25 protein-coding genes and 1 tRNA gene are annotated in these 25,950 nt (G+C 64.5%); 14 read left to right on the top strand and 12 right to left on the bottom strand.

The window, feature by feature from the left end:
* Positions 1–16: 16 nt before the first annotated feature.
* The 6 genes from AC4HIX_RS09670 to ttcA form a co-directional block, all read right to left on the bottom strand.
* Positions 17–382 (bottom strand): DUF2946 family protein, encoded by a 366-nt coding sequence (locus tag AC4HIX_RS09670; protein WP_490398840.1) that lies wholly within the window; start codon positions 380–382, stop codon positions 17–19.
* Between the two features lie 5 nt (positions 383–387).
* On the bottom strand, positions 388–1,035 hold the full coding sequence (gene yihA / locus AC4HIX_RS09665; RefSeq protein ID WP_039151083.1) for a ribosome biogenesis GTP-binding protein YihA/YsxC: 648 nt from the start codon (positions 1,033–1,035) through the stop codon (positions 388–390).
* The gene (locus AC4HIX_RS09660) at positions 1,035–1,787 is read right to left on the bottom strand and encodes an MOSC domain-containing protein (protein ID WP_490398839.1); all 753 of its coding nucleotides are present in this window, start codon (positions 1,785–1,787) and stop codon (positions 1,035–1,037) included. The genes yihA and AC4HIX_RS09660 overlap by 1 nt, the downstream gene beginning before the upstream one ends.
* Complete coding sequence (gene yidC / locus AC4HIX_RS09655) at positions 1,784–3,589, bottom strand: membrane protein insertase YidC (RefSeq protein WP_490398838.1); 1,806 nt, start codon at positions 3,587–3,589, stop codon at positions 1,784–1,786. The genes AC4HIX_RS09660 and yidC overlap by 4 nt, the downstream gene beginning before the upstream one ends.
* A 134-nt stretch (positions 3,590–3,723) precedes the next feature.
* A complete protein-coding gene (locus tag AC4HIX_RS09650) occupies positions 3,724–5,268 on the bottom strand; it encodes a putative bifunctional diguanylate cyclase/phosphodiesterase (RefSeq protein WP_490398837.1) in 1,545 nt (514 codons plus the stop codon).
* A 66-nt stretch (positions 5,269–5,334) separates the two neighbouring features.
* Entirely contained in the window at positions 5,335–6,222 is an 888-nt protein-coding gene (ttcA, locus tag AC4HIX_RS09645; protein WP_490398836.1) for a tRNA 2-thiocytidine(32) synthetase TtcA, read from the bottom strand.
* 120 nt (positions 6,223–6,342) lie between these two features.
* On the opposite strand from ttcA, the gene AC4HIX_RS09640 reads away from it, so the two are divergent.
* Positions 6,343–6,879, top strand: coding sequence for a hypothetical protein (locus AC4HIX_RS09640; RefSeq protein WP_490398835.1), 537 nt, complete (start codon positions 6,343–6,345; stop codon positions 6,877–6,879).
* A 2-nt stretch (positions 6,880–6,881) separates the two neighbouring features.
* On the opposite strand, the gene yidD is transcribed toward AC4HIX_RS09640, so the two are convergent.
* From yidD to rpmH, 3 genes are all read right to left on the bottom strand, one after another.
* Positions 6,882–7,112, bottom strand: coding sequence for a membrane protein insertion efficiency factor YidD (yidD, locus tag AC4HIX_RS09635; protein WP_490398834.1), 231 nt, complete (start codon positions 7,110–7,112; stop codon positions 6,882–6,884).
* 105 nt (positions 7,113–7,217) lie between these two features.
* Positions 7,218–7,643, bottom strand: coding sequence for a ribonuclease P protein component (gene rnpA / locus AC4HIX_RS09630; RefSeq protein ID WP_490398833.1), 426 nt, complete (start codon positions 7,641–7,643; stop codon positions 7,218–7,220).
* A 23-nt stretch (positions 7,644–7,666) separates the two neighbouring features.
* Positions 7,667–7,801, bottom strand: a complete 135-nt coding sequence (gene rpmH / locus AC4HIX_RS09625; RefSeq protein WP_008554144.1) for a 50S ribosomal protein L34 — start codon at positions 7,799–7,801, stop codon at positions 7,667–7,669.
* A 323-nt stretch (positions 7,802–8,124) separates the two neighbouring features.
* Here rpmH and AC4HIX_RS09620 point away from each other — a divergent pair, with 323 nt between their 5' ends.
* The 5 genes from AC4HIX_RS09620 to AC4HIX_RS09600 all read left to right on the top strand — a co-directional run bounded on the left by AC4HIX_RS09620 (position 8,125) and on the right by AC4HIX_RS09600 (position 12,217).
* Positions 8,125–8,898 carry a TVP38/TMEM64 family protein gene (locus tag AC4HIX_RS09620; protein WP_490398832.1) on the top strand — a complete coding sequence of 258 codons (774 nt, stop codon included), beginning with the start codon at positions 8,125–8,127 and terminating at the stop codon, positions 8,896–8,898.
* 2 nt (positions 8,899–8,900) lie between these two features.
* Positions 8,901–10,319, top strand: coding sequence for a dihydrolipoyl dehydrogenase family protein (locus tag AC4HIX_RS09615; protein WP_490398831.1), 1,419 nt, complete (start codon positions 8,901–8,903; stop codon positions 10,317–10,319).
* A gap of 15 nt (positions 10,320–10,334) precedes the next feature.
* Positions 10,335–11,720: a sensor histidine kinase gene (locus AC4HIX_RS09610; protein ID WP_475049379.1), complete on the top strand. Its 1,386-nt coding sequence runs from the start codon at positions 10,335–10,337 to the stop codon at positions 11,718–11,720.
* A gap of 99 nt (positions 11,721–11,819) precedes the next feature.
* Positions 11,820–11,896 (top strand) — tRNA-Arg (locus AC4HIX_RS09605).
* 96 nt (positions 11,897–11,992) lie between these two features.
* Complete coding sequence (locus AC4HIX_RS09600) at positions 11,993–12,217, top strand: hypothetical protein (protein ID WP_490398830.1); 225 nt, start codon at positions 11,993–11,995, stop codon at positions 12,215–12,217.
* 117 nt (positions 12,218–12,334) lie between these two features.
* Here AC4HIX_RS09600 and AC4HIX_RS09595 read toward each other — a convergent pair whose 3' ends face one another.
* Positions 12,335–13,903, bottom strand: coding sequence for an SGNH/GDSL hydrolase family protein (locus AC4HIX_RS09595; protein ID WP_490398829.1), 1,569 nt, complete (start codon positions 13,901–13,903; stop codon positions 12,335–12,337).
* A 232-nt stretch (positions 13,904–14,135) separates the two neighbouring features.
* Entirely contained in the window at positions 14,136–15,473 is a 1,338-nt protein-coding gene (locus tag AC4HIX_RS09590; protein WP_490398828.1) for an aminotransferase-like domain-containing protein, read from the bottom strand.
* 88 nt (positions 15,474–15,561) lie between these two features.
* On the opposite strand from AC4HIX_RS09590, the gene AC4HIX_RS09585 reads away from it, so the two are divergent.
* A complete protein-coding gene (locus AC4HIX_RS09585; RefSeq protein WP_490398827.1) occupies positions 15,562–16,755 on the top strand; it encodes an MFS transporter in 1,194 nt (397 codons plus the stop codon).
* A 33-nt stretch (positions 16,756–16,788) separates the two neighbouring features.
* Here the strand turns inward: AC4HIX_RS09585 and AC4HIX_RS09580 are convergent, their stop codons facing one another.
* The gene (locus AC4HIX_RS09580; RefSeq protein WP_490398826.1) at positions 16,789–17,682 is read right to left on the bottom strand and encodes a LysR substrate-binding domain-containing protein; all 894 of its coding nucleotides are present in this window, start codon (positions 17,680–17,682) and stop codon (positions 16,789–16,791) included.
* Positions 17,683–17,794: 112 nt separating this feature from the next.
* On the opposite strand from AC4HIX_RS09580, the gene AC4HIX_RS09575 reads away from it, so the two are divergent.
* From AC4HIX_RS09575 to AC4HIX_RS09545, 7 genes are all read left to right on the top strand, one after another.
* Positions 17,795–19,060, top strand: a complete 1,266-nt coding sequence (locus AC4HIX_RS09575; protein WP_490398825.1) for a 2-methylserine hydroxymethyltransferase — start codon at positions 17,795–17,797, stop codon at positions 19,058–19,060.
* Between the two features lie 275 nt (positions 19,061–19,335).
* Positions 19,336–20,898, top strand: coding sequence for an ABC transporter substrate-binding protein (locus tag AC4HIX_RS09570; RefSeq protein ID WP_475049390.1), 1,563 nt, complete (start codon positions 19,336–19,338; stop codon positions 20,896–20,898).
* Between the two features lie 146 nt (positions 20,899–21,044).
* Positions 21,045–22,025 carry an ABC transporter permease gene (locus AC4HIX_RS09565; RefSeq protein ID WP_490398824.1) on the top strand — a complete coding sequence of 327 codons (981 nt, stop codon included), beginning with the start codon at positions 21,045–21,047 and terminating at the stop codon, positions 22,023–22,025.
* Positions 22,022–22,972, top strand: a complete 951-nt coding sequence (locus AC4HIX_RS09560) for an ABC transporter permease (protein WP_475049394.1) — start codon at positions 22,022–22,024, stop codon at positions 22,970–22,972. The genes AC4HIX_RS09565 and AC4HIX_RS09560 overlap by 4 nt, the downstream gene beginning before the upstream one ends.
* A gap of 4 nt (positions 22,973–22,976) precedes the next feature.
* Complete coding sequence (locus AC4HIX_RS09555; protein WP_475049395.1) at positions 22,977–23,972, top strand: ABC transporter ATP-binding protein; 996 nt, start codon at positions 22,977–22,979, stop codon at positions 23,970–23,972.
* Positions 23,969–25,012: an ABC transporter ATP-binding protein gene (locus AC4HIX_RS09550; RefSeq protein WP_490398823.1), complete on the top strand. Its 1,044-nt coding sequence runs from the start codon at positions 23,969–23,971 to the stop codon at positions 25,010–25,012. Before AC4HIX_RS09555 ends, AC4HIX_RS09550 begins: the two co-directional genes overlap by 4 nt.
* 13 nt (positions 25,013–25,025) lie before the next feature.
* On the top strand, positions 25,026–25,946 hold the full coding sequence (locus tag AC4HIX_RS09545) for a LysR family transcriptional regulator (protein WP_475049398.1): 921 nt from the start codon (positions 25,026–25,028) through the stop codon (positions 25,944–25,946).
* The last annotated feature ends 4 nt before the right edge of the window (positions 25,947–25,950 follow it).

Below are 25,950 nucleotides of genomic sequence, written 5' to 3'. Positions count from 1 at the left end.
AGGTGTGTTCAGAAAATCAGGAGAGTGCGGGCGGGCCGCGGGCGTCATAGCGCCAGTGGAAGCCGGCGGTGTGATGGGTGAAGGCCTCGCGCGACCAGCGGTCGCGGAGAGGTGTGTCCAGGTTCAGGCCGATCAGGCTGTCCGGCAGCAGCGCCACCGCGCCAAGGGCCGCAAACGGACAGCTGCGGTCCTCCATCTGATCGGCGGGCGCATGGGGCGCGCCGTCATCCAGGTCGACCCAGGTTTCCACCAGGCCATGGCCGGTACAGATCACCAGCAGCACCTTGCCGTCCTGCGCCGTGCCCGGCATCCAGCCGGTCGGAATCAGCCCGGCCACGGCCAGGGCTATCACAACCAGCAGGGAGGGCAGGCGGCTGAGCACGTCGGTTACAGCCCAGCGATGATGGAGCGCAGGGTGGCGATGCCGTCGCCTTTCTCGGAGGAGGTCAGCACGATCTCCGGATAGGCAGCAGGGTGTTTCGCCAGCGCGCCCTTGACCTGCTCCAGCACTTTGGCGCGGTCCTTCTCCTTGACCTTGTCGGCCTTGGTCATCACGCATTGGAAGGTGACGGCGGAGCTGTCCAGGAGCTTCATGATCTCGTCATCCACTGCCTTCACGCCGTGGCGGCTGTCGATCAGCACAAAGGCGCGGCGCAGGTTCTGGCGGCCGGACAGATAGCGTTTCAACAGCTTCTGCCATTGCTCCACCACCTTGAGCGGCGCGTTGGCATAGCCATAGCCGGGCAGGTCGACCAGATAGAGGTCGGGGCCTTGGGTGAAGAAGTTGATCTCCTGCGTGCGGCCCGGCGTGTTGGAGGCACGGGCGATGCCCTTGGTGCCGGTCAGCGCGTTGATCAGGCTCGACTTGCCGACGTTGGAGCGGCCGGCAAAGCAGACCTCCACCCGGTCGGCATCCGGTAGACCGTTCATCGCGACCACGCCTTTCAGGAATTCGGTCTCGCCCGCAAACAGCTTGCGGCCCTTTTCGGCGGAAATGTCGTCTGGCGCCTCGGCCAGGGAAAATTGCATCTGCATCACAGCACCTTTACCGCGTCGCCCAGGCGGATTTCTCCGCCGTGCACCACCTCGGCGTAGACCGAGAAATCCTGGTGGCCCCAATTGTCCTTGAGGGTCTTGAGCGTATCGGCGTCGCGTTCGCCGGTTTCGGGGTTGGCGGTGGTCGCCAGGCAGCGCACCACGCGCTCGCGGACGGCAAAGACAGCCTCTCCGATCTGCACCTCGCGGCCCAGCCATTCGTTTTCGGCCCAGGCCTCACCCAGATCGAACCAGATGTTGCCGCGCCAGCGCAGCGGCGACAGCTCGTGGCCGATGGCCTGCTCCACCGCGCGGTGGGAGGCCCGGTTGCACAGGGTGATCGAAGGGAAATCGCTGTCGGTCAGGCCGCGGCCCGGCACCCGGACGATATGGGAGGAGCCGGCCCGGTTCGCGGGCAGCAGCGGTTTTTCCCAGTCCAGGAAGCGTGGCAGGTCGTCAGGGTTCTCCGGATCGAACGTCAGATCGGGGCGGTCCGGGTGGCTCAGCGTCAGCTGGCCGGTTGCATCGTCCAGCCGGGCGTTGATGGCCATCAGGCCCGGCGCCTTGGCGCCGCGGGTGAAGTTCTGGCACGGCACCCATTCGGAGCCATCTGCCTTGGACGCCTCATGCGCAACCGCCCAAACGCGGTCGCCGGGCATGGTCTGCCCGGCGCTCACGGTAACGTTCTCCAGTGCCTCCCGCCCGTGGGATTTGAGCGGGTGGCGCCAGATATCTGTGACCTCGAAGGTCATTCGTTCTCAGCCTTCGGCTTCTTCTTGAAGCTTGATTTGATGTTGCCGAACACGTCCGGCTTATAGCCGTGGCTGCGCATGATCAGATACTGCTGGGTGAAGGTGATCGTGTTGTTGGCGATCCAGTAGACCACCAGGCCGGAGGCGAAGCCGCCGAGCATGAACATGAACACCCAGGGCATCCAGGCAAAGATCATCTGCTGGGTCGGGTCGGTGGGCGCCGGGTTCAGCTTTTGCTGCAGCCACATCGAGACACCCAGCAGGATCGGCAGGATGCCGATGAAGATCAGCGCCAGGATGCTTTCCGGGGCCGGGGCCGCAAAGGGCAGCAGGCCGAACAGGTTCATGATCGAGGTCGGATCCGGCGCGCTGAGGTCCTGGAAGGGGCCGAAGAAAGGCGCGTGGCGCAGTTCCAGCGTGACGAAGATCACCTTGTAGAGCGAGAAGAAGATCGGGATCTGGATCAGGATCGGCAGGCAGCCCGCGGCGGGGTTCACCTTCTCCCGCTTGTAGAGCTCCATCATCTCCTTCTGCATCTTCTGGCGGTCGTCGCCGGCGCGCTCCTTGAGCTTCTCCATTTCCGGCTGCAGTTCCTTCATCTTCGCCATCGAGGCGTAGGATTTGAAGGCCAGCGGGAAGACCAGAATCTTGATGATCACGGTGAGGCCGATGATCGCCCAGCCCATGTTGCCGATCATCACGTTCAGCCAGTGCAGCACCGCAAACATCGGTTTGGTCAGGAAGAAGAACCAGCCCCAGTCGATGCTGTCGAGGAAGCCCTGAATGCCCGCCTTTTCGTAGCCGCGGATGGCGTCCCATTCCTTGGCGCCGGCAAACAGCTGGGTGGTGACCTCAGACGACTGGCCGTCGGCCACGGTCAGGGTCGGCAGCACGATGTCGGTCTGGTAGATGTCGCGGCGCTCGTCGAACTTGGCGATCGAGCGGAAGGGCTGGCCCGGCTCGGGGATCAGGGTCGACATCCAGTAGTGGTCGGTAAAGCCGATCCAGCCGTTCTCTGCGACCTGGCGGATTTCGGATTTGGAGCCGTCGCGGGCGTCGGGCTCGAAATCGGCCATGTCGTCATAGTCGATCTCCGCCAGCTCGCCGTCGGACATGCCGACCAGGCCCTCGTGGAGGATGAAGAAGTTCTTGAGGTCGGCGGGCTGGCCGTGGCGGGCCAGGGTGCCGTAGGGCGCCAGGGAGACGGTGCCGCCGGAGGCGTTGGCAACCGACTGGGTGACCGAGAACATGTAATCCTCGTCGACCGAGATGGTGCGGCTGAAGGTCAGGCCCTTGCCGTTGTCCCAGGTCAGGGTGACGGGGCTGTCCGGGGTCAGGGTGGCATCTGCCTCGGCGCTCCAGACGGTGTTCGCACCCGGCACCTCATCCAGCGACAGGCCAGCGCCCGGGGCCCAGCCATAGAGCGCGTAATAGGCCTGCTGCTCGCCGACGGGCTTCAGCAGTTTGACGATCGGGGAATTCTCGTCCAGCGTCTCGCGGTAGTCCTTCAGCGACAGATCGTCGATCCGGCCGCCCTGCAGCGAGATGCTGCCGGTCACCCGCGGCGTGTCGATGGCCAGGCGCGCGGCCTGGGGGGCTTCGGCCTGTTCCGGGGCGCTGCCGTCCACGGCTTCAGCCGCGGCGCTGGGCGCCAGTGCGGTATCGCCTGCGGGGGCGGTTTCGCTGATCGCGGTTTCCGGCGCCTGCTCCGGCTCCGGGGGCGGGAAGAACGTGTACCACCCGAGGATCACCAGAAAGCTGAGTACGGTTGCGAGAATTAGATTTTTGTTCTGATCGTCCATTGGGGACTGCCACCTCGAATTGGGAAGGACAGGAGGGGTTCAACAGAGGTGGACCCCAAAGGTCAAGCAGAATCAGGCCGCGCCGGGGCGGCAGAGCGTCCCGGCGCGGCATAAACTGCGGGGAATGCAGCGGGTCAGGGGGTCTGACGGCCGATCACGGGGGTATCCTGCAATTTGGCCTCGTGGGCGGTGATCCAGTCCAGGGTCTGGTCGAACGGCATCGGGCGGCCGATACCAAAGCCCTGCACATGGCCGCAGCCCAGCTGCGCCAGCAGCGCGTGCTCGCCCGCGGTTTCCACCCCCTCCGCCAGGGTTTCCAGATCCAGCCGTTCTGCCATGGTGAGGATGGCCGAGATCAGCTTCTGCTGTTCCGGGTCCTGATCCGCCTTCATCACAAAGGACCGGTCGATCTTGATGCGGGAGATGTTGAACCGGCGCACTGCGGCGATGGAGGCATGGCCGGTGCCGAAGTCATCGAGGTCGATGTGGCAGCCCAGTTCGCTGAGGGCGAGGATGTTGCGGGTGACCACGTCATCGGGCTGATCGGTCATCACGGTTTCCAGGATCTCGACGCACAGGCGGTCGGCGGGCAGTTCAAACCGCTCCAGCTCCCATTTGATGCGGCCGGCCAGCCCGGGGTTGCGCAGCTCCTGGGTGGCGAAGTTGACGCCGACGCAGGGCACATCCACACCGGCCGCGTCCCAGGCCTTGACCGCCACCAGAGCGTTGTAGAGCATCACCTGGCTGAGCCGGTCCATCAGCCCGGCCTCCTCCAGCGCGGGCAGGAAGGTGGACGGCGGAATCAGCCCCTGTACCGGGTGCGACCAGCGCGCCAGCGCCTCAAACCCCGAAACCCGGCCGGTGTCGGTGCAGATCTGCGGCTGGAACCATGCCTGGATCTGGCCGGATTCCAGCGCCGCCGCGGCTTCGTCGCGCAGGCTGGTGCGGGACTTGCCGCGGCCCGACATATCCGCCGAAAACGCGCGGACGCCGCCGGGGCCGTTGCTTTGCGCCTCCGCCAGGGCGGCGATGGCGGCACCGGTCCATTCGGTGCTGGTCGTGCCGGGGGCACGGTTGCGCTGGCAGAAGCCGATGGAGGAGGTCATGTAGACCGTGGTGCCGTCCAGCGGCACCGGCTCTTCCGTGGCGGATTGCATCCGGCCCGCCAGCTGTATGCACAGTTCCAGGTCCAGCTGCAGGGTCGGCGCCAGGCAGACGGCAAACCGGCTGTCGCCGATCCGGGCGACGGTGTCGTTCTGGCGCAGGGCCGAGGCGATCTGCGCGCCGCAGTGCTGCATGATCCGGTCGCCGGCTTCCTGGCCGTGCCGGTCGGCAAGTTCTTTATAGTCGTCCAGTTCCACGATGAAGACGGCTGAGCGCAAATCGGATTCGGCGCATTCTCCGTAAATCCGGTCAGTCTCGGCTTCGAATCCATCGCGCAGCAGCATGCCGGTGATGCTGTCGCGGGGGAGGCCGCGGCCGCCCAGCTTGCTGAAACCGCCGGTTGCTGCGATCAGCACCGGCAGGCCAAGCGCCACCGACAGCAGCGCCGCCTCGCCGCCGAGCCAGTAGGTGGCCAGCGTCAGCGCGGGCAGGAAAGCGAGCACGGGCGGCCCGAAAAGTGCGGGGGCAAGGGTTTGCCGGAGCCGTGCCAGGAGACCTGAACCCGTATTTGTCATTCTCAGACCCTTCGTCTGCAGCCAGTCGTTCCGGCCTGAGACTAAGGTGCTGTTCTAACCCGGGAGTTAACGCAGCTTGGGAATTCCCGGATTTTCCGGCTCAGCACCGGAATTCTTCAGCTCCAGGCCGGCGAAATCGAACAATTTCGGGTCCAGAAGGTGCGAGGGGCGCGCATTCATCAGCGCCCGGAACATCACCTGGCGCCGTCCTGGCGAGTTTGATTCCCATTGATCGAGAATCTGTTTCACCTGCTGGCGCTGCAGCCCGTCCTGGCTGCCGCAGAGATCGCAGGGGATGATCGGGTAGTTCATGGAGCGGGCGAATTTCTCGCAATCAGCCTCTGCCACATGGGCCAGCGGGCGGAACACGAACAGGTCGCCCTCCTCGTTCACCAGCTTGGGCGGCATTGTCGCAAGGCGGCCGCCGTGGAACAGGTTCATGAAGAAGGTTTCCAGGATGTCGTCGCGGTGGTGGCCCAGCACCACTGCTGAGCAGCCTTCCTCACGCGCGATGCGGTAGAGGTTGCCGCGGCGCAGGCGCGAACACAGCGCACAATATGTGCGCCCCTGCGGCACCTTGTCGACCACGATGCTGTAGGTGTCCTGATATTCGATCCGGTGCGGCACGCCCATCTTTTCCAGGAATTCCGGAAGCACCGTGGCCGGGAAGCCGGGCTGGCCCTGATCCAGGTTGCAGGCCAAGAGATCCACCGGCAAGAGGCCGCGCCATTTCAGCTCATACAGAACCGCCAGCAGGGTATAGCTGTCCTTGCCGCCCGACAGGCAGACCAGCCATTTCGGCGTGCTGCCGTCTTCGCGGCGCTCCACCATGCCGTATTGGTCGATGGCTTCACGCGCATAGCGCACGATGCGCTTCCTGAGCTTCTTGAACTCAGTGGTCGCAGGCGCGCCGGCAAACAGCGGATGGATTTCGTCCAGATCATCATCAAGCATGCGCGCGCCCTAGCCGAGGCGGGCGCTTTTGCCAAGGAAAAAAGGTGTGCAGCGCTAGGGGGCGGCGGCAAGGCGCGCTAAGCTGGAGCGGTAAAGCGATTTGATCAGTGAGGGCATTTGATGAGCGAAGACAGCAAGGAGGCACGGATTGTCCGCAAGGCCGTGGGCGAGGCGGAGACCGGCCTGAAAGGGCTGGAGAAAGAGCTGCGCGGTGTGGTCAAACAGTTCGAGAAGGGGGCAATGACGCCCGCCAAGGGAAAGGCCGCGGCGCAGAAGGTCACTGCCTTCATGAAGAAACAGTCGCAGGTCACCAAGCTTCAGAACGCGCCGTTCTTTGGCGAGCTGCCCTTGGACGTGCAGGACGGCGTGACCTGGCTCGACAGCGTGGTGAATGAGCTGAACAACGTGCTGGGGCGGCTCGCCGGTGCGCTGAAGCTGATGCAGAAGAAGCCGGACAAGGATTACGGCATTCTGGTCAAGGCTTCGCGCGAGCTGGAGAGCTATATCAGCCAGCCGCCCAAGGGTGTCGGCACCCTACTGAAGGCGGCCAAGGCCGGGAAGGCGGCCGGCGATCCGATGATGGCCTTCCTGCCGTTCATCATCCTGATGTGGATGATCATCGACACCATCGCGCGCGGGCTGAACCGGAAGAAGTGAGCTTAGTCTTTCCTGTCCGGCACCGGGTCATAGCCGTCGCCGCCGAACGGGTGGCAGCGGCCGATGCGGCGGATGGTGAGCCAGGCGCCCTTGATGGCGCCGTGTTTTTCCAGCGATTCCAAGGCGTAGGCCGAGCAGGTGGGCTGGTAGCGGCAGTTGAAGCCGACCCAGGGGCTGAACAGCAGCCGGTAGGCACGCACGGGCAGGGCGAAGAGATGGGCCAGCGGGGTCATTGCGGATAGATAGGGGCAGGGCGGCTGTTAGGCAACAAGGGCAGGGCGCTGTCCGGCCTGCCGGCCGGACAAGAATGGCTCAGCAAGGCGAGGGGCCTGCGTGCGTTACTGGCCGTGGATCTTCTTCAGTGCGTAGATCAGATCCTGCTTCAGCTCCTCGAACGGGCGCTGGGCGGTCTCATTCGCGCGGCCGATCAGCACGTAATCCCAGCCGGGGCGGCCGTGCGCGGGCAGAATCATCCGCGCGGCCTCGCGCAGGCGGCGCTTGGCGCGGTTGCGGGCCACCGCGTTGCCGACTTTCTTGGAGCAGGTGAAGCCCATGCGGATGCCGCCGTCATCCTGGCGGTTGCGGCCCTGCACCATCATGCCCTTGGTGCCCTGCTTGCGGGCAGGGGGGCGGGCGCAAGCGAGGAAATCACGGCGCTTGGCCATGACCTCAAGCTTGGGCGCATCCGATGCGCAAACGGACACCGCCGGAGGCGTGTCCCCGCGGGCAGCGTTGCCGTCCTTGGGGGCCTCCGGCGGTGTCATGTCCGTCAGAACGTGAACTGAGCTTATGCGCTCAGTTCTTTGCGGCCGCGGGCGCGGCGTGCGTTCAGGATCTTGCGGCCTGCTTTGGTGGCCATGCGCGCACGGAAGCCGTGGCGGCGTTTGCGAACCAGGTTCGAAGGCTGATAGGTGCGTTTCATCGCTCCGGTCTCCACATTATGTCTACGGGTACGGCGCGGAATCGCCCGCCCGGGGTCTATCTCGAAGCCCGGTCTTTAGGAGGGAATGACGGCCAAGTCAAACCCCGCAGGCCGCCTTTTCCGGGCAATATGCAACATTTCTGCCAAAAACTGCCCCGGAACGGCCGGTCCGGACAGCGCGGCTGTAACATGGGGCCGGTGATTCTGCCACAAAGCTCACGGAATCGGGGGGGCGTGTTCAAGCACCTGTGAAGCGGGGCTGCTTACCCTCGCACCGGGGCCATTTAACACGTAGCAACAAACCCTGCAGCAAACACGGACCGATGAGCGATATGACCGAGACCCCGAATTCCGACCCGCAAGCTGGTTCCAAGCCCGGCCTGGCCCGCCATCTGCCGCTGATCGCGGTGGTGGCTGTGGCCCTGATCGGGGCGGTGACGCTGAGGGATTACCTGACGTTCGACACGCTGCGCGACAACCGCGAGGCGCTGATGGCGTTCCGGGATCAGAACTACCTGGGGCTCGCCGCACTGTTCATTGGCATCTACATTCTGATGGTGGTGTTTTCGCTGCCCGGTGCGGCGGTGGCCTCGGTCACCGGCGGGTTCCTGTTCGGGCTGGCCACCGGGACCGCGTTCAACGTGATCGCGGCGACCATCGGCGCGGCGGGCATCTTTCTGGCGGCGCGCTGGGGGCTGGGGACCTGGCTGACCGCCAAGATGGAAGCGGCTGAGGGCCGGGTGCAGATGCTGAAACAGGCGCTGCGGGAGAACGAGATTGAGGTTCTGCTGCTGTTGCGGCTGGTGCCGGCGGTGCCGTTTTTTGTCGCCAACCTGCTGCCCGCGCTGGTGGGTGTGAAGTTTGGCAACTTCCTGTGGACCACCGCGGTGGGCATCATCCCCGGCGCCATCGTCTTTACCTGGATCGGGGTCGGGGTCGGTTCCGTCTTTGACCGCGGCGAAGACCCGGACCTGAGCCTGCTGTGGGAGCCGCATGTGATCGGGCCGATCCTGGGGCTGTGCGTGCTGGCGGCGATGCCGATCCTGGTCAAAGCCGTCCGCGGCAACCTGCGCGGCCGCAGAAACAAGGATAGCTGAACATGACCCGTATCGAATGCGATCTGCTGGTGATCGGCGCTGGCTCGGGGGGCTTGTCGGTGGCGGCAGGCGCCAGCCAGATGGGCGCCGATGTGGTGCTGCTGGAAGGCCACAAGATGGGCGGCGACTGCCTGAACTATGGCTGTGTCCCCTCCAAGGCGCTGCTGGCCAGCGCCAAGGCCGCCTATGGCCAGGCGCATACCGCGGATTTCGGCGTGGCGGATCAGCGCCCGCAGCCGGACTATGCCGCTGCCAAGGATCATGTGCATCAGGTCATCGGAACCATCGCGCCGGTGGACAGCCAGGAGCGGTTCGAGGGCCTGGGTGTGCGGGTGATCCGCGAATTCGGCCATTTCGTCTCTCCCTCGGAGGTGGAGGCCGGGCCGTATCGCATCACGGCGCGGCGGATCGTGATCGCCACAGGGTCCTCGCCTCTGGTGCCGCCCATTCCCGGGCTGGACAAGGTGCCTTATGAGACCAATGAGACGCTGTTCGATCTGCGCGAAAAGCCGGAGCATCTGCTGATCATCGGCGGCGGGCCGATCGGCATGGAAATGGCGCAGGCGCATGTGCGGCTGGGCTGCAAGGTCACGGTGATCGAAGGGTTCAAGGCGCTGGGCAAGGATGACCCGGAAGCTGCCGCGCTGGTGCTGGACAGCTTGCGCGCCGAGGGGGTGGAGATTGCCGAAGGCGCCATGGTCTCCCGCATCGGCGGCCAGGCGGGTGCGATCGAGGTCGAGACCAGGGACGGCAGCCGCTTCAAGGGCACACATCTGCTGATGGCGGTGGGGCGCAAGGCCAACACCGAGCGGCTGAACCTGGAGGCCGCCGGGATCGAGACCCGGGGCAACGGCATCAAGGTGGACGAGAGCCTGCTGACCACCAACAAAAAGGTCTATGCCATCGGCGACGTGGCCGGCGGAATGCAGTTCACCCATGTGGCGGGCTACCACGCCAGCGTCATCATCCGCTCGGCGCTGTTCGGGCTGCCGTCGAAAGTGAAGACCAGCCATATCCCTTGGGCCACCTATACCGACCCGGAACTGGCACAGGTCGGGCTGACCGAAACCCAGGCGCGCGACCGCTATGGTGTGAAGCTGGAGGTGGTGCGTTTCGACTATGAGCACAACGACCGCGCCATCGCCGAACGCAAGACCAAGGGCTTTATCAAGGTGATGGTCTTCGGCGGGCGCCCGGTTGGTGCCACCATCGCCGGTCATCAGGCCGGGGAGCTGATCAGCCTGTGGTCCCTGGCACTGGCCAACCGCCTGAAAATGAGCCAAATTGCAGCAATGGTCGCGCCTTATCCCTCCTTTGGCGAGATCAATAAACGGGCGGCGGGTGCGTATTTTTCACCGCGGCTTTTTGAAAGCAATTTGGTGAAACGCGCGGTGCGCCTGGTTCAGCGCTGGATTCCATGAGGTAAGGGCGGCGGGATGCTCAACACGCTTTCGGGCAGATTTCTGGTCCTGACCACGGTCTTCGTGATGCTGGCCGAGGTGCTGATCTTTGTCCCGTCGATCGCCCGGTTCCGCCTGGATTACCTGTCGGACCGGCTGGAGCGGGCGCAGATCGCCTCGCTTGCGCTGTTGGCAGACGACATGCTGGAGACCGAACTGGAAGCGGAACTCTTGGAGAACGCCGGCGTCTACAACGTGGTGCTGCGCCGGGACGAGATCCGCCAGCTGATGCTGGCTTCGCCGATCCCGCAGCAGATCACCGGCACTTATGACCTGCGCATGGCGGGCGCGCTGACGCTGATCAAGGACGCGGTGCTGCGGCTGGCCCGGCCGGAGAATGAGATTATCCGGGTGATCGGCGCGCCGGTGCGCGACGCGGGCCTGCTGATCGAGGTCACCATGGAAACCGCGCCCTTGCGCCAGGCGATGCTGGATTACGGGGTGCGGATCCTGATTCTGTCGGCGGTGATCTCCATTTTTACCGCGCTGCTGCTGTTTGTTGCGGTGCGGATCGTGCTGGTGAAGCCGATCAAGAGTGTGGTGGGCTATATGCAGCGCTATGCGGCAGCGCCTGAAGATGTGCGCGGCATCATCCATCCCAGCTCCGGCGTGGTGGAGCTGCGCGAGGCGGAGGAGGCGCTGATGCAGCTGCAGACCGAGCTGACCCACGCGCTGAAGCAGCGGGAGCGGCTGGCGCAGCTGGGCGGCGCGGTGGCCAAGGTGAGCCATGATCTGCGCAATATCCTGACCTCGGCGCAGCTGTTCACCGACCGGATCGAGCGCAGCGAAGACCCGCTGGTGCGCCGCCTGGCGCCGAAGCTGGTGAATTCGATCACCCGCGCAGTGTCGCTGTGCGAGGGCACGCTGGCCTTTGGCCGCGCGGAGGAGCCGTCGCCCACCTTTGCGGTCGTTTGCCTGCATGAAATCGTGGGGGACATCGCCGAAAGCGAGCTGTTGGCGGCCGACAGCGCCAAGGTCGAGATCATCAACACCGTGCCCGCCCCGATGATGCTGCGCGCGGATCCGGAGCAGCTGTTCCGCATCATCATGAACCTGGTGCGCAACGCCCGGCAGGCGATTGCCGCAACCGGGCAGGCGGGCACGATATCGGTGGCCGCCCGCGAGACCGAAGGTGCCTGGTACATCACGGTCGCGGATACCGGCCCCGGCCTGCCGAAAAAGGCGCAGGACAACCTGTTCACGCCGTTCCAGGGCGGCACCCGCAAGGGCGGCACCGGGCTGGGGCTGGCCATCGCCGGCGAGCTGACCCGCGGCCACGGCGGCACTGTGGTGCTCAAGGAAACCGGCCCCGATGGCACGGTCTTTGAGATCTGCCTGCCCAAGGGCGACGGCACGATCTGACGTGCTGCCGGGGGCGGGCGGAAATATGACAGGCGGATGAAACTATTTTTGTTTTGGGGGTTGCGACTCCCCGGTGCTAGGATTAAACCCCGCCGCAGTGGACCGATAGCTCAGCTGGATAGAGTACTTGACTACGAATCAAGGGGTCGGGGGTTCGAATCCTCCTCGGTCCGCCACTTCCTCACCTGCCCGATGAAAATGTTCTGCCATTTGAAGCAGACCCTTTCTTTTTTCGTCTGTCCAGCATTTCCGCTCGCGCCTCCGTTCGGCCAGTGGCAAAGCAGGGTGAGCTCTACCGCATTGAGACTCCGGTTTTTACCTCGTCGGGCTTTGACCTGGCTCTGGAAATCCTTCGCCGGGATCACGGATCGGCCGTCGCGTTTCAGGTGGCGCAGGAACTGGTGGTGTACCTCAAGCGCAGCGGCGGGCAAAACCAGTTTGCCGACATTCCTAAGGCGCAGTTCGCCGAAGACAAAGAACTGTCGCGTCTGATCTAGGCGCTGAACAGCAATCCGGGCAGCGATTGAACGTTTGACCGCCTGGCCGTTGTTTCGGGTAAGCGGAACAGCCCGAACGCCGCGCCGCCCGCTTGACAGCCCGCCCCGGATGCGCAGTCAAACCAGCAGCGCGTCATCCGGCAGCGGGGCTGAGACCGCTCCCCAGCTATCGGCCGCCGCGAACCAGTCAAAACCGCCAAGCTCCGCAGCAATGCTGCCGCGGCCGTCAATGGCGCGGATAAACTCGACACCGAAAACGGCGATGCCGAGGCTGGCCAGGACACCGTCCGTATCACCGGACGCGAAGGCCGCATAGTTTGCTTCCTCCAGCACAAGGTAGAGCGTGTCCGACCCCGATCCGCCCCGGAAAGTGCCGGCCGAAGGGCCGCCGCCGGCCAGTGCGGCTTCGGTGAAAATGAAGGTGTCGTCGCCCCTGCCGCCAAAGACCAGATCGGTGCCCCTGCCGTCCGCGATCACATCATCGCCCGCACCGCCGCGCAGCTCGTCATTGCCGTCTCCGCCGCTGATGATGTCGTCGTCGCGGTTGCCTTTCACGGTGTCGTCGCCGCTGCCGCCAAGAAGAACGTCGCTGCCCCTGTTGCCCTGGATGACATCGTTTCCGGTGCCGCCGATCACGGCATCGCTGCCGCCGCCGGCCTTGATGGTGTCGTCACCGCCGAGCGCAAAGATTGCGTTAGCCTTAGCTCCCCACCCCTTGTCTGTTGCGCCGCCGTCCAGCAGCGCGGTCCTGCCGCCGCCCATGACAAATTCGCTGTAGGCGCCCCAGAGCTGATGCGCGGTCTCAGCCGGGTGGATCCCGTCCCACGCCAGAACCTGATCGCTGTCAAAGGCGCTGCCGTCGATCAGGAAATCCGTCCGCTCCGCAAGAATCCCGAAGCCTGCCGGGTCCTCGGTAAGGGCCTCCGAGACCGCAAAGAAGTCAACCGCCCGGGCGTCGGTCCCTGCATCGCGCAGATCGGAAATACTGGCGGCAATCATGCCGTTGTATGTGTCGATGAGGAGATCGGCAAAGCCGGTGTACAGAGGGGAGAGCGTGTCGAATTCCGGGTAAAAACCTGCCCGCGGCTGGGTTGCCAGGAACACTGTCCCGACTCCCGTGGCGCTGAGGGTGTTTGCCGCGGCGGTTATCTGTGCGATCAGGCCTTCCATCACCGGCGTCGCCAAGGCCAGGAATTCGGCCGGGGTGGTGATCTGCTGATCCTGGACCGTGCCCAGCAGGCTGATGAAATCATTTCCCCCGATCAGCAGGAACGCAGCCGAATCCGCCGGCACGCCACCGGAGGCATCTTCCGCGAAATCCGATATCTGGGCTTCGAGGTCTATCATGTCTGCAAGGAAACCGTCACCCAATGCCGTGGCCGTTGCGAAGGCGTAATTCACAGCCTCAAACCCGCCCAGAGCGGCGGCATAGCTGGCATGGGTCAGCGCATTGGTCACGGCGCCCTCGGGGCCGATTTCGTCATAGCTGCCGATCACAGTCTGCCTGGCCTCGATCTTGGCCTGGGCGCGCAGGGCGTCCAGCTCCTCCGGCGACGGGAAACCGCCAAAATCAAGGATCAGACCGGCCAGGATGACCGGCTCGATCACCGAGGCCAGAAGGTCCACTGCATTGCCTTCGTCAGTCAGACTGTCGCCGAAGTAGTAGACACGTGAAAACGGGGTCATAACCATGCACTCCCGGCGCCGCCGGGGCTGCGCCCGCTATCGTTAACCTGAAACAAGGAAGAGGCGCGGCCGTCCCTGTGACGTGCGAATCCGGTTTCGCTGTCCACGCGCGTTCCGTTTTTTATGCTGCCATTGCGGGCCATTCAAAGCAAGGTTTTCGGATTGGAGAGGTCCGCAGGACCGGCGCGTGCTTAACGTAAAGCACCTTGGCCAAGATGGCAGGCGGCGGCCGTCAGCCAGCCGGGGCTTGGGGGCGCACCGCCTCCTGTACTGTCTGCAGGATGGCTTCCAGGTCAGACTTGGACACACCGCCGAAGGCCAGCCGCAGGGCCTGGGGAGCCGCTGCGGCGGTTGCAAACGGTTCGGCGCCGGAGACGGAGATTTCCTGCTCCTTCAGCCGCGTCACGATGGGCTGGGCGCGCACGCCCTTTTCAAGCGGCAGCCAGGCAAAGCCCGCGTTGCGGTGCGAGACAAGGGGCAGGTCTGCGAAGACGCGCCGGCAAATGGCTTGGCGCTCTGCCCCGTCGCGCCTGCGGCTTTCTTCGGACTGCTTCAGCGTGCCATCTTCGATCCAGCCGGTCACCAGTGCGGAAATCAGCGCCGGGGCGTTCCAGGTCGTGGCGCGTATCACCTCCAGCAGCGGTGCGGTATGCGCAGGCGGCGCGATCACATACCCCAGCCGCAGCCCCGTCGCGAGGTTCTTGGAAAACCCGCCGATGTACACGGTCCTGTCCGGTGCAAGCGCCAGAAAGCTTGGTGGCGGGTCAGGCTCCAGAAACGCATAGGCGGCATCTTCGATGATGAGGAGATCATGGCGCTGGGCAACGGCGAGCAGGCGGTGGCGGGTTGGCTCATCCATGACCGCCCCAAGCGGGCTTTGGACCGTCGGCATCAGATAGACTGCGCGGATTTTGCGCAGGCCGCATTGCCGGTCCAGGTCCTCCGGGTCCATGACACCCTGCGGCGCGCCGACCGGCACCAGCTCAAGGCTGCGAAGGGCTGCGGCGGATTTGAAACCGGGGTAGGTGAGGGCATCGGCGGCAATGGCATCGCCGTGCCCGAACAGCCCCAGGCAGACGGCGGCCAGGCCGTGCTGGCTGCCTGACGTGACCAGCAGCTGTTCCGGGCTGATTGGGCCGTGAAGCGGGGAGAGATGTCCGGCAATGATACGCCGCTCATGCATCCGTCCGCCGTGGGGCTGGTAGCGCAGCATCGCTTCCAGATCACCCGCCGCTGCCAGACGCCGCAGCCCGGTGCGCAGCATGGCGGCGTCGGCAGCCTCCCCCGGCATGTTGAACACGAGGTCTGTGACGCCTTCGGCCGCGGTCTGGTGAACGCCAAGCGTCATTGGCAGGCCGGGGTCCCGCACAAATGTCCCGCGTCCCGCCTCGCCGGTGACCAGCCCCCTGTGCTCAAGCTCCTTGTAGACGCGCGTCGCGGTGGCCAGGGCGACACCGGATGCCTCGGCAAAGGCCCGGTGCGTCGGCAGCCTGGAACCGGGCGCCAGTTTGCCTTCCCGGATAGCTTTGGAAAGCAGGTCGGCAAGCTGCGTGTATCTGGATTTGCTCATCGGATCGCTGTCATTAGTACAATAGAAAAATTGTCATGGGTTGAGCCTCGTGGCATCCCGGTCTCAAGTCAACCTTGAGGTTTGTTCCATGCCCCGTGTCCTCTCCGCGCCCTTACTGGCCCTGTGCCTGTTCACGGTGACCTTTGCCGTCAATCTTCAGGCCCCGCTGTATGAGGTCTACGCGGCCGGCAGTGCGTTCGGAGCGACGGCGGTGACGGTTGCGTTCGCGGCTTACGTTGCAGGGCTGATGCCGGCCTTGCTGCTGCTCGGCGGGCTGTCGGACCGGATCGGGCGCCGTGGTCCCGTGGCGCTGGCGCTGCTTTTCGGATTTACGGCCACCGCGCTGCTGGTCGTGGCCCCGGGCTGGAGCAGCCTGATTGCGGCACGATTCCTGCTGGGCGCAGGGACCGCCCTGGCGACGACCGCCGGGACCGCCTGGATGACAGAGATCCTTGGCACAGACCGGGCCCGGACTGCGGCTCTGATAGTAACCTCGGCCACGTCACTGGGCTTTGGCGGCGGCGCGCTTGCCACCGGTGTCAGCCTGGCGGTTCAAGGGGCGGTGCTAGCCCCGGTCAGCTATGTTCTCCTGCTGGCCGCCGCGCCGGTCCTGGCCGCGCTGATTTTCGCGCTGCCGCAAGCGGACCGGAAGCAAGCGGTCACTGTGCTGCGCTTGCCGGTGTTTCCGTCCGGCACCTGGGTCTATGGGGCCGCGATGGCGCTGGCGTGGTCTGCGACCGGCATGACCATTGCAGTCGTGCCGCTGCAACTGGCGGCGCATGGGCTGGGAGGCTGGACCGGGCTGGTGATCTTCCTGGCGATCTTCGCGGGCTTCCTGTGCCAGCCCATTGCCCGGCGCATGACCAACAGCCAGGCGCTTGGCGCCGGATTCGTCCTGGTGCCGCTTGGGTTCCTGGTGCTGCTGGCGGGTGTGTGGCTTCAGGCGCTTATCCTTGTGCTCGCCGGAACCTGCATCACCAGCGCGGCAAGCTATGGCTTCACCTATCTGGCGTCCCTGGCAGAGGTGCCGGCGCGCGCGCCGGAGGACCGCGCCCGCGCCACGGCGGGCCTTTTCGTCTACGCCTATTGCGGGTTCTCGCTGCCGGTCATCGCCAGCGGAGCCTTGGCGGACATGCTGGGGCTTTTGCCTGCGCTGGCTATCTTCGCCGCTGCGCTGGTGGCGGCAGCGGTGATGATCGCTGGCGTCTGGAGGCGGCGGTCCGGACCGCGCCACGGCAGCTTGGGCGTTTTCCGATTGAGCCGTATTTTCACTGGTTCCTGAACGGGAACAGGCCGGAATCGCAGAAAGAGGCATTCAGGAGCCGCCGGAGCCTTCGAACAGGACCTCGCGCAGCGGTTCATACGCTGGCGAGCGGGTGAACGCCGGTGTGAACCGGGCGGCGATCCTAGCCTCCAGTTCAAGGGTTGCAGGGAACGGGCGCGCCAGTTCGCCACTGGCAAGCAGCGGCTGCACCAGCGCCTCGTGGGCGATCAGAACGCCGCCGCCGTGGCGGGCTTCTTCGAGGGCGACCGAGAACAGGGAATGCACAACACCGGTCCGGCTGATTGAGCCGCCGCCGGGCTGGGCGTTCAGCCACATATCCCAGTCGTTGGCCCAGGCGCCGTCATGCAGAAGTGTCTCATGGTTCAAGTCCGAAAGCGACGTGAGCCGTGCGGCAATCTCCGGCGCGCAGACCGGAAAGATCCGGTCATTGCAGACTTCGATTTCGTCATCGCCCAACGGGGCTGAGCTGTAGAACAGGGTCAGATCAAAAGGTTCGCGCGCCAGGTTCGGCGGGGCTTCCATCGCCACCACAGAAACCGAGATTTCAGGCGCTGACTTGCGCAGCTGCCGCAGCCGCGGCGGCAGCCAGAGCTGGGCGATGGAGGGGAGGGCGGCAACCTTGACCTTGCCCGGCGCTGCTTTGGTCCGCAGCGCCTGCACCGCCAGCCCGAGCTGGTCGAACGCCCGCGTGAAGCCGGGCGCCAGCTCCTCCGCCAGCGGTGTCAGCGCCACGCCGCGGGCATGACGGCGGAACAGCGGCGCCCCGGCCCATTCCTCCAAAGACTTGATGTGCTGGGTGACTGCGCCCGGTGTCACCGACAATTCCTCAGCGGCGGCGGTGAAGCTGCCCAGCCGGGCGGCGGCCTCAAACGCGCGCAGCGCGTTCAGATGCGGGCCCTTGGGGCGGAGTGGGGCAATGGCCATGCGTTTGAGCCTTAGTTTTTCTACGCGAAAATAATAGCAATACTGATTTGCTGTGAACAGGGCCGGCCCCGCATTGTGAAGCCAGTTGAACAGCAGATGCGGAGGAGCCACGATGCTGCAGCATTTCACCCGAACCGTCACCGCGGCGGACCCGCTGGTGGCCGAAGCGCTGGCTGGTGAGAAAGAGCGCCAGCAGGACCAGATCGAGCTGATCGCGTCGGAGAACATCGTCAGCCGGGCAGTGCTGGACGCGTTGGGCCACGAAATGACAAACAAGACGCTGGAAGGCTACCCCGGCAACCGCTTTCACGGCGGCGGGCGTTTTGTCGATGTGGTGGAAGAGGCCGCCATCGAGCGCGCCAAACGGCTGTTCGGCTGCGGTTACGCCAATGTGCAGCCGCATTCCGGCAGCCAGGCCAACCTGGCGGTGTTCTTCCTGCTGCTCAAACCCGGTGACAAGGTGCTGTCGCTGGACCTGGCGGCCGGCGGCCATCTGAGCCACGGGCTGAAGGCGAACCTGTCGGGACGCTGGTTCGAGCCGCATCACTATGGCGTCGATGCGGAGAGCGAGGTCATCGACTATGACGCGCTTGAGAAACAGGCCGAACAGCTCCGCCCGCGGCTGATCATCGCCGGCGGTTCGGCCTATCCGCGGGTGATTGATTTCGAGCGCATGGGGGCAATCGCCAAGAAGGCCGGTGCCTGGCTACACGTCGATATGGCGCATATCGCGGGGCTGGTGGCCGCGGGCGGGCACCCGTCGCCCTTTCCCCATGCAGACATCGTGACCTGCACCACGACCAAGACCCTGCGCGGCCCGCGCGGCGGGCTGATCCTGACCAACAACCAGGATTGGTTCCACAAGCTGCAATCTGCGGTGTTTCCGGGCGTCCAGGGCTCGATCCACAGCCAGGTACTGGCGGCCAAGGCGGTGTGCCTGGGCGAGGCACTGACGGATGAGTTCAAAGCCTACGCACGGCAGTTGAAGGCGAACGCAGCCACGCTGGCGGCGGTGCTGCAAACGCGCGGGCTGCGGATCGTCTCTGGCGGGACCGATACCCATCTGGTGCTGGTGGACCTCAGCCCCAAGGGGATCACCGGCAAGCGGGCGGAAGCGGTTCTGGAACAGGCCGGCATCACCGCCAATAAGAACGCCATCCCGAACGACAGCCCGCGGCCGCCGGAATGGGTCGGCCTGCGGCTGGGCTCCGGGGCTGCCACCACGCGCGGCATGAAGGAAGCCGAGTTCGAGGCGCTGGGGCACATGATCGCGGACCTGGTGGACGCGGAAGCGGCCGGGGATGCACAGGCCGCCGTGGGGCGCTGCAAGACCAAGGCGGCCGCGCTTTGCGCCGCGTTCCCGGCAGGCTGCGGCTAACCTTGATGCTCAGAACGGCAGGTCTGGTGATGGCCTGCCGTACCCCGGCCTGCGGCGGTTTTGCCCGCGTCAAAGACTTGTGCCAACGGGGGCGCGCCGCGGAAGCTGCGTTGTCCGCCGGCTGGCGCGCCGCAGGTAAGCCGTTGCAAAGGTGCGGCTATTCCCTGAGCGCATAGCCCTGATGTGACTCCTGCATACCCTATGCGATATCGGCATTTCACAGCGCCCGCGCCGCAGGTTAGCGTTTGCGCCATAATCACAGGGGAGTATGCCTAATGACGAAATTTGTCAGAAGCCTGGCAGCTGCTGCGGTGGTGGCGATGGCACCGGTTGCCTATGCCGAAACCACCGTGCGCGTTGCCTATGACGCTGACCCGGTCTCGCTGGACCCGCACGAGCAGCTGTCCGGCGGCACGCTGCAGCTGTCGCACATGGTCTTTGATCCGCTGGTGCGCTGGACCCAGGACCTGCAGTTCGAGCCGCGCCTGGCCGAAAGCTGGGAGCAGATCGACGGCACCACCATGCGTTTCAAACTGCGCAGCGGCGTGACCTTCCACAGCGGCAACCCGCTGACCGCCAAGGACGTTGACTGGACCTTCGACCGGCTCAAGCAGAGTGACGATTTCAAGGGCATCTTCGCACCCTTCACCGATGTCGAAGTCGTGGATGACATGACCTTCGACCTCAAGACCTCGGAGCCCTATCCGCTGGTCCTGCACACCGCGACCTACATCTTCCCGATGGACAGCGCCTTCTATTCCGGCACCACTGCTGACGGCAAGGACAAGGCCGAAGTGGTCAAGCACGGCGACAGCTTTGCCTCCCGCAATGTCTCCGGCACCGGCCCCTTCATTGTCTCCGAACGTGAGCAGGGCGTGCGCGTCGTGTTCGACCGCTATGCCGATTACTGGGACAGCGAAAGCGGCGGCAACGTCGACAAGATCGTGCTGACCCCGATCAAGGAAGACCCGACCCGCGTCGCGGCGCTGCTGTCCGGCGACGTGGACTTCATCGCGCCGGTTCCGCCGACCGATCTGAAGCGCGTGGAAGAGGCTGAGGGCGTTGACCTGATCACCATGCCCGGCACCCGGATCATCACCTTCCAGATGAACCAGAACCGCGTCGAAGCGTTCAAGGACGCGCGCGTCCGTCAGGCGATCGACTATGCGGTCAACAACGCAGGCATCGTTGACCGCATCATGCGCGGCTTCGGCACCGTTGGCGCACAGGCCAGCCCGGCAGGCTACCTCGGCTATGACGAGGCGCTGGCACCGCGTTTCGACGTGGAAAAAGCCAAGGCGCTGATGGCTGAAGCAGGCTATGCCGATGGTTTCTCGATCACCATGATGGCGCCCAACAACCGCTATGTGAACGACGACAAGATCGCCCAGGCGGTGGCTTCGATGCTGTCCAAGATCAACATCAAGGTTGACCTGCAGACCATGCCCAAGGCGCAGTACTGGCCGGCGTTCGACGAGCGCGCAGCGGACATGATGATGATCGGCTGGCACGCGGACACCGAAGACTCCGCCAACTTCCATCAGTTCCTGACCGCCTGCCCGGATGAAGCAACCGGCAACGGCCAGTACAACTCCGGCAACTACTGCAACGAAGAAGCCGACAAGCTGATGAACCAGGCCAACGCGGAAACCGATCCGGACAAGCGCGCGGAGCTGCTGCAGAAGCTGGAAGGCATCCTGTACGAAGAAGCGGCGTTCATTCCGCTGCACTGGCAGAACCTGGCATGGGGCGCCAAGTCCGGCATGAACGCGGCAGAGATCGTGAACGCGCTGAACTTCCCCTACTTCGGTGACCTGGTTGTCGAGACCGGCAGCTAAGCCACTGAACAGACCCGGGCCGGTCTCCCCCGGCCGGCCCGGGACACCCCCATAACAAGCGGCTGCCAAGGCCGCGATTGCAGGCGCTGCGGAACCCTTGGGACCTGCGTCCTGTGCTGTAACCGAACTCTACAAAGGTCAGGAAGATGTTTGCCTATCTCGCAAAGCGAGTGATTCAGGCGATTGCGGTGATGTTCGTCATCTCGCTGATTGCTTTTGCCATCCAGGGCAACCTGGGCGACCCGCTGCGCGAGCTGGTCGGCCAGTCGGTCTCGGAAGAAGTGCGCCAGCAGCTGCGCGATGAGCTGGGGCTGAACGACAGCTTCGTGACCCAGTACCTGCGGTTTGCGGGCAATGCCCTGCAGGGCGACCTGGGCACCTCCTATTTCTTCAAGGAGCCGGCACTGGACGTGATCCTGAAGAAACTGCCCGCGACGCTGGAACTGGTGTTCGGCGCGACGCTGATCATCGTCGGCTTCTCGGTGCCGCTGGGCGTCTATACCGCGATCAAGCCCGACAGTATCCTGAGCCGCATCATCATGGGCCTGTCGATTGTCGGAATCTCGATCCCGGTGTTCCTGACCGCCATCCTGATGATCTTTGTGTTCTCGGTGGAATACGGCTGGTTCCCCTCCTACGGGCGCGGCGACACCGTGCATGTCTGGGGCTACTGGGAGACCAACTTTGCCACCGCCGACGGCTGGATGCACATCATTCTGCCCTCCTTTGCGCTGGCGTCGATCATGCTGCCGCTGTTTGTCCGCCTGATCCGGGCCGAGATGATGGAAGTGCTGCAGTCGGAGTACGTGAAATACGCCAAGGCAAAGGGCATCAACCCGTGGCGCATCTACTTTGTCCACGCGCTGAAGAACACGCTTCTGCCGGTGATCACCGTGGGCGGCGTGCAGATCGGCACCATGGTGGCCTACACCATCCTGACCGAGACGGTGTTCCAGTGGCCGGGCATGGGCTTCATGTTCCTTGAGGCGGTGAACCGCGTCGATACCCCGCTGATCGTGGCGTACCTGATTGTCGTCGGCTTCATCTTTGTGGTCACCAACACCATCGTCGACCTGATCTATGGCCTGGTGAACCCGACCGTGAACGTTGCGAGGATGGGCGCATGAGCACCGAAACGCTGAATCCGAAATCCGAACCTTCGCGCTGGTCCAAGGCCTGGAACTCCAACATGGGCTACAGCTTCCGCCGCAATCCGGTGGCGGTGGTCAGCATGATCGTCTTCCTGCTGATTGCGGCTGCGTCTTTCCTGGCGCCGGTGATCGCGCCCTATGATCCCTACGATCCGGGGTCCATTGATATCATGAACTCGGAATACCCGCCGGTCTGGATCGACGGCGCGCTGCCGGAGTTCATGCTGGGCACCGACGACCAGGGCCGCGACCTGTGGTCCACCATCCTGTACGGCACCCGCCTGTCGCTGCTGATCGGCATCTGTGCCGTGGCGCTGCAGGCGTTCCTGGGCATTTCCATCGGCCTGCTTGCGGGCTATGTCGGCGGCCGCCTGGACAGCCTGCTGATGCGGCTGGCCGATATCCAGCTGTCGTTCTCGACCCTGATGGTGGCGATCATTTTCCTGGCGGTTACGCAGGCGATGTTCGGCTCTGACACCTTCAACCGGTATGCCGTTGTATTTCTGATTGCGGTGATCGGGGTGGCGGAATGGCCGCAATACGCCCGCACCGTGCGCGCCACCGTGCTGGCCGAGAAGAAGAAGGAATATGTCGACAGCGCCCGGGTGCTGGGCTTTGGCCCGATGCGGATCATGGTGCGGCACATCCTGCCGAACTCGCTGTCGCCGATTTTCGTGATCTCCACCGTGCAGGTCGCCAACGCGATCATCTCGGAGGCCTCGCTCAGCTTCCTGGGGCTGGGCATGCCGCCGAGCCAGCCGTCGCTGGGCTCGCTGATCTCTTCCGGCTTCGACTACATCTTCTCCGGCAGCTGGTGGATCACCGCCATTCCGGGCGTGGTGCTGGTGGTGCTGGTCCTTGTCATCAACCTGCTGGGCGACTGGATGCGCGACGTCCTGAACCCGAAACTCTACAAGGGGTAACGCGATGAGCCTTCTTTCCGTTCGCGACCTCACCGTGAAATTCGCCATGCGCGACCAGACGGTTACCGCCCTTGACGGCATTTCCTTTGACCTGGCCAAGGGCGAGCGTCTGGGCATCGTCGGCGAAAGCGGCGCCGGCAAGTCGATCACCGGCTTCTCGCTGATGAACCTGCTGAGCCGCCCTGGCTACATCGACAGCGGCCAGATCCTGTTTGACGGCGAGGATGTCGTTCAAATGAACGACAAGCGCCTGCGCAACCTGCGCGGCAACCGGATGGCGATGATCTTCCAGGATCCGATGGTGACGCTGAATCCGGTGCTGACTATCGGCCAGCAGATGATCGAAACCCTGATGGCGCACCGCAAGCTGAGCCGCGAGGAAGCGCGCCAGATCGCCATCGTCAAGCTGCGCGAGGTCTATATCCCGTCGCCGGAGGAACGCCTGGAGCAGTACCCGCACGAGCTGTCGGGTGGTATGCGGCAGCGGATCATCATTGCGATTGCACTGCTCTTGGACCCGCAGCTGATCATCGCGGATGAACCCACGACGGCGCTGGACGTGACCATTCAGGCCGACATCATGGAGCTGATGCTGGAGCTGTGCCAGTCCAATCAGGTGGGGCTGATCCTGATCACCCACGACCTGGGCGTGGTCAGCCAGATGACCGAGCGCACGCTGGTGATGTATGCAGGCCGCATCATCGAAGCCGGGCGCACCCGGGAAATCATCAATGATCCGCAGCACCCCTATACCCAAGGTCTGATCAACGCGCTGCCGCAGCAGACGGTGCCAGGCCAGCGGTTGAAGCAGATCCCCGGCAACATGCCGGGACTGGCCAGCATCCCCCAGGGCTGCGCCTTCAATCCGCGCTGCAAATATGCCACCGACCTGTGCCGCAGCCGGGTTCCGGAAGTCGTGCAATACGGCGAGGTTGCGGTGGCCTGCCACGAAGTACAGCGCCTGCACAGCGATGAAGACCGTCAGGAGGCACGGGCATGAAGGACGTAAACACTGACCGCCCGCTGCTGGAGATCAAGAACCTGGAAAAGCGGTTCGATCTCGACCATGGGTTCTTGGAGACCCTCAAGTTCAGGAAGGGCAAGATCGTGCGGGAAACCCGCTCGGTCCACGCGGTGAACAACATCTCGCTGGAGGTGGGCCGCGGCGAAGCGCTGTGCGTTGTGGGCGAGTCGGGCTGTGGCAAGTCCACCGTCGCGCGCCTGGTTGCGGGCCTGCTGACCCCCACTGCGGGGGAGATTCACTATGACGGGCAGCGTATCGACGATCTGTCGCGCGGCGGCATGCAGCCCTTGCGCAAGAAGATCCAGATGATCTTCCAGAACCCCTATGCCTCGCTCAACCCGCGCATGACCATCCGGCAGGCGCTGGAAGAACCCGTGCGCCACCACAACCCCGGTGCCTCGGCGGCGGAGGTGCGGGACAAGGTGACCGAGGTGATGCTGTCGGTGGGTGTCGACCCCAGCTGGGCCAAGCGCTACCCGCATGAGTTCTCCGGCGGCCAGCGCCAGCGGATCGCCATTGCCCGCGCCCTGACGGTGGATCCGGAATTCATCATCGCGGACGAGCCGATCAGCGCGCTGGATGTGTCGATCCAGGCGCAGGTGCTGAACCTGATGCTGGAGGCCAAGGAAAGCCGCGGTCTCACCTATCTGTTCATCACGCACGATCTGAGTGTTGTGGAGCATTTCGGCACCCGCGTCGCGGTTCTTTACCTCGGGTCGGTCTGCGAAGTTGCGAACACCGCGACATTGTTCTCCAACCCGAAACACCCTTATACTCGGGCCTTGCTGTCCGCGGTGCCGCAGCTGAAGGACGACCGGCCGAACCATATCCGCCTCAAGGGCGAGATCCCGACGCCGATCAACCTGCCGACAGGCTGCCCGTTCCAAAGCCGCTGCGCCTTTGCGGATGCACGATGCAAGAGTGAAAAGCCCAAAGCCATTCACCAGCCCGATGGCAGCCTTGTTGCCTGCCACGCTGTCGAGGAAGACAGGCTGGATGCGGTGGCCGCCGGCTAGGACGGGACGCTAGTTGGACATTATCTGGCTCAAGGATTTTGAGGCATTGGTCGCGTGCAAGAATTTCTCGCGCGCGGCCGAAGAGCGTAATGTCAGCCAGCCCGCTTTCTCCCGCCGTATCCGGGCGCTGGAGAATGAGATCGGGGTGCGGCTGATCAACCGCGAGACACTGCCGCTGACCCTGACGCCGGCGGGGGAGGTGTTCCTGTCCCAGTCCCGCATCATGCTGCGCACCTACGAGGAAACCATCGAGCGCTGCCAGACCATCGACGCGGCGGGCGAGAACGTGATCCGCTTTGCCGCCTCGCAGTCGCTTTATATGACGCACTACAAGACCCTGATTGCGCCCTTGGCGAGCGAAGGCGGGGTGGATACCGACCTCAACTCCACCTCCTGGGCCGCTGACCAATTCGTCAGCGCGCTGCAGCAGGGCTATTGCGACGTGATCCTGACCTACTGGCATCCGTCGATGGATTTCCTCGGCCCGCTGGAGGTCGCCAATTTCGAATACCTGACACTGTCGACGGACCGCTATGTGCCGGTCTCCCGCAGCACCCCGGACGGGGCGCCGGAGTTCGGTTTTGCGGCGGGCAGCAAGGACGCGGTGCCGCTGCTGTCCTATGGCGCGGTGTCCGCCCTGCGGTCGGTGCAGGAGTTCGCCCTGACGCAGCTTTTGCCCACGCAGAAGGTCTTTGTCGTCAACCAGAACGCGCTGGCCAACAGCGTCAAGGCGATGATCCAGGAGGGGTTCGGCATGGGCTGGCTGCCGCTGAGCCTGTGCCGGGAGGAGATCAAGCAGGGACGGTTCGCGGTGGTGGATGAGCGTCTCGCCACCGATCTGGAAATCCGCCTCTACCGCGATCCCCGCAGCACCAAGCAGACGCTGGATGTGCTCTGGAAGCAGCTGAAACGCACTGCGACGAAGGCCGCCTGAGCGT

It is taken from the genome of Leisingera sp., assembly GCF_982940295.1.
This window is presented reverse-complemented; position numbering and strand designations above follow the sequence as displayed.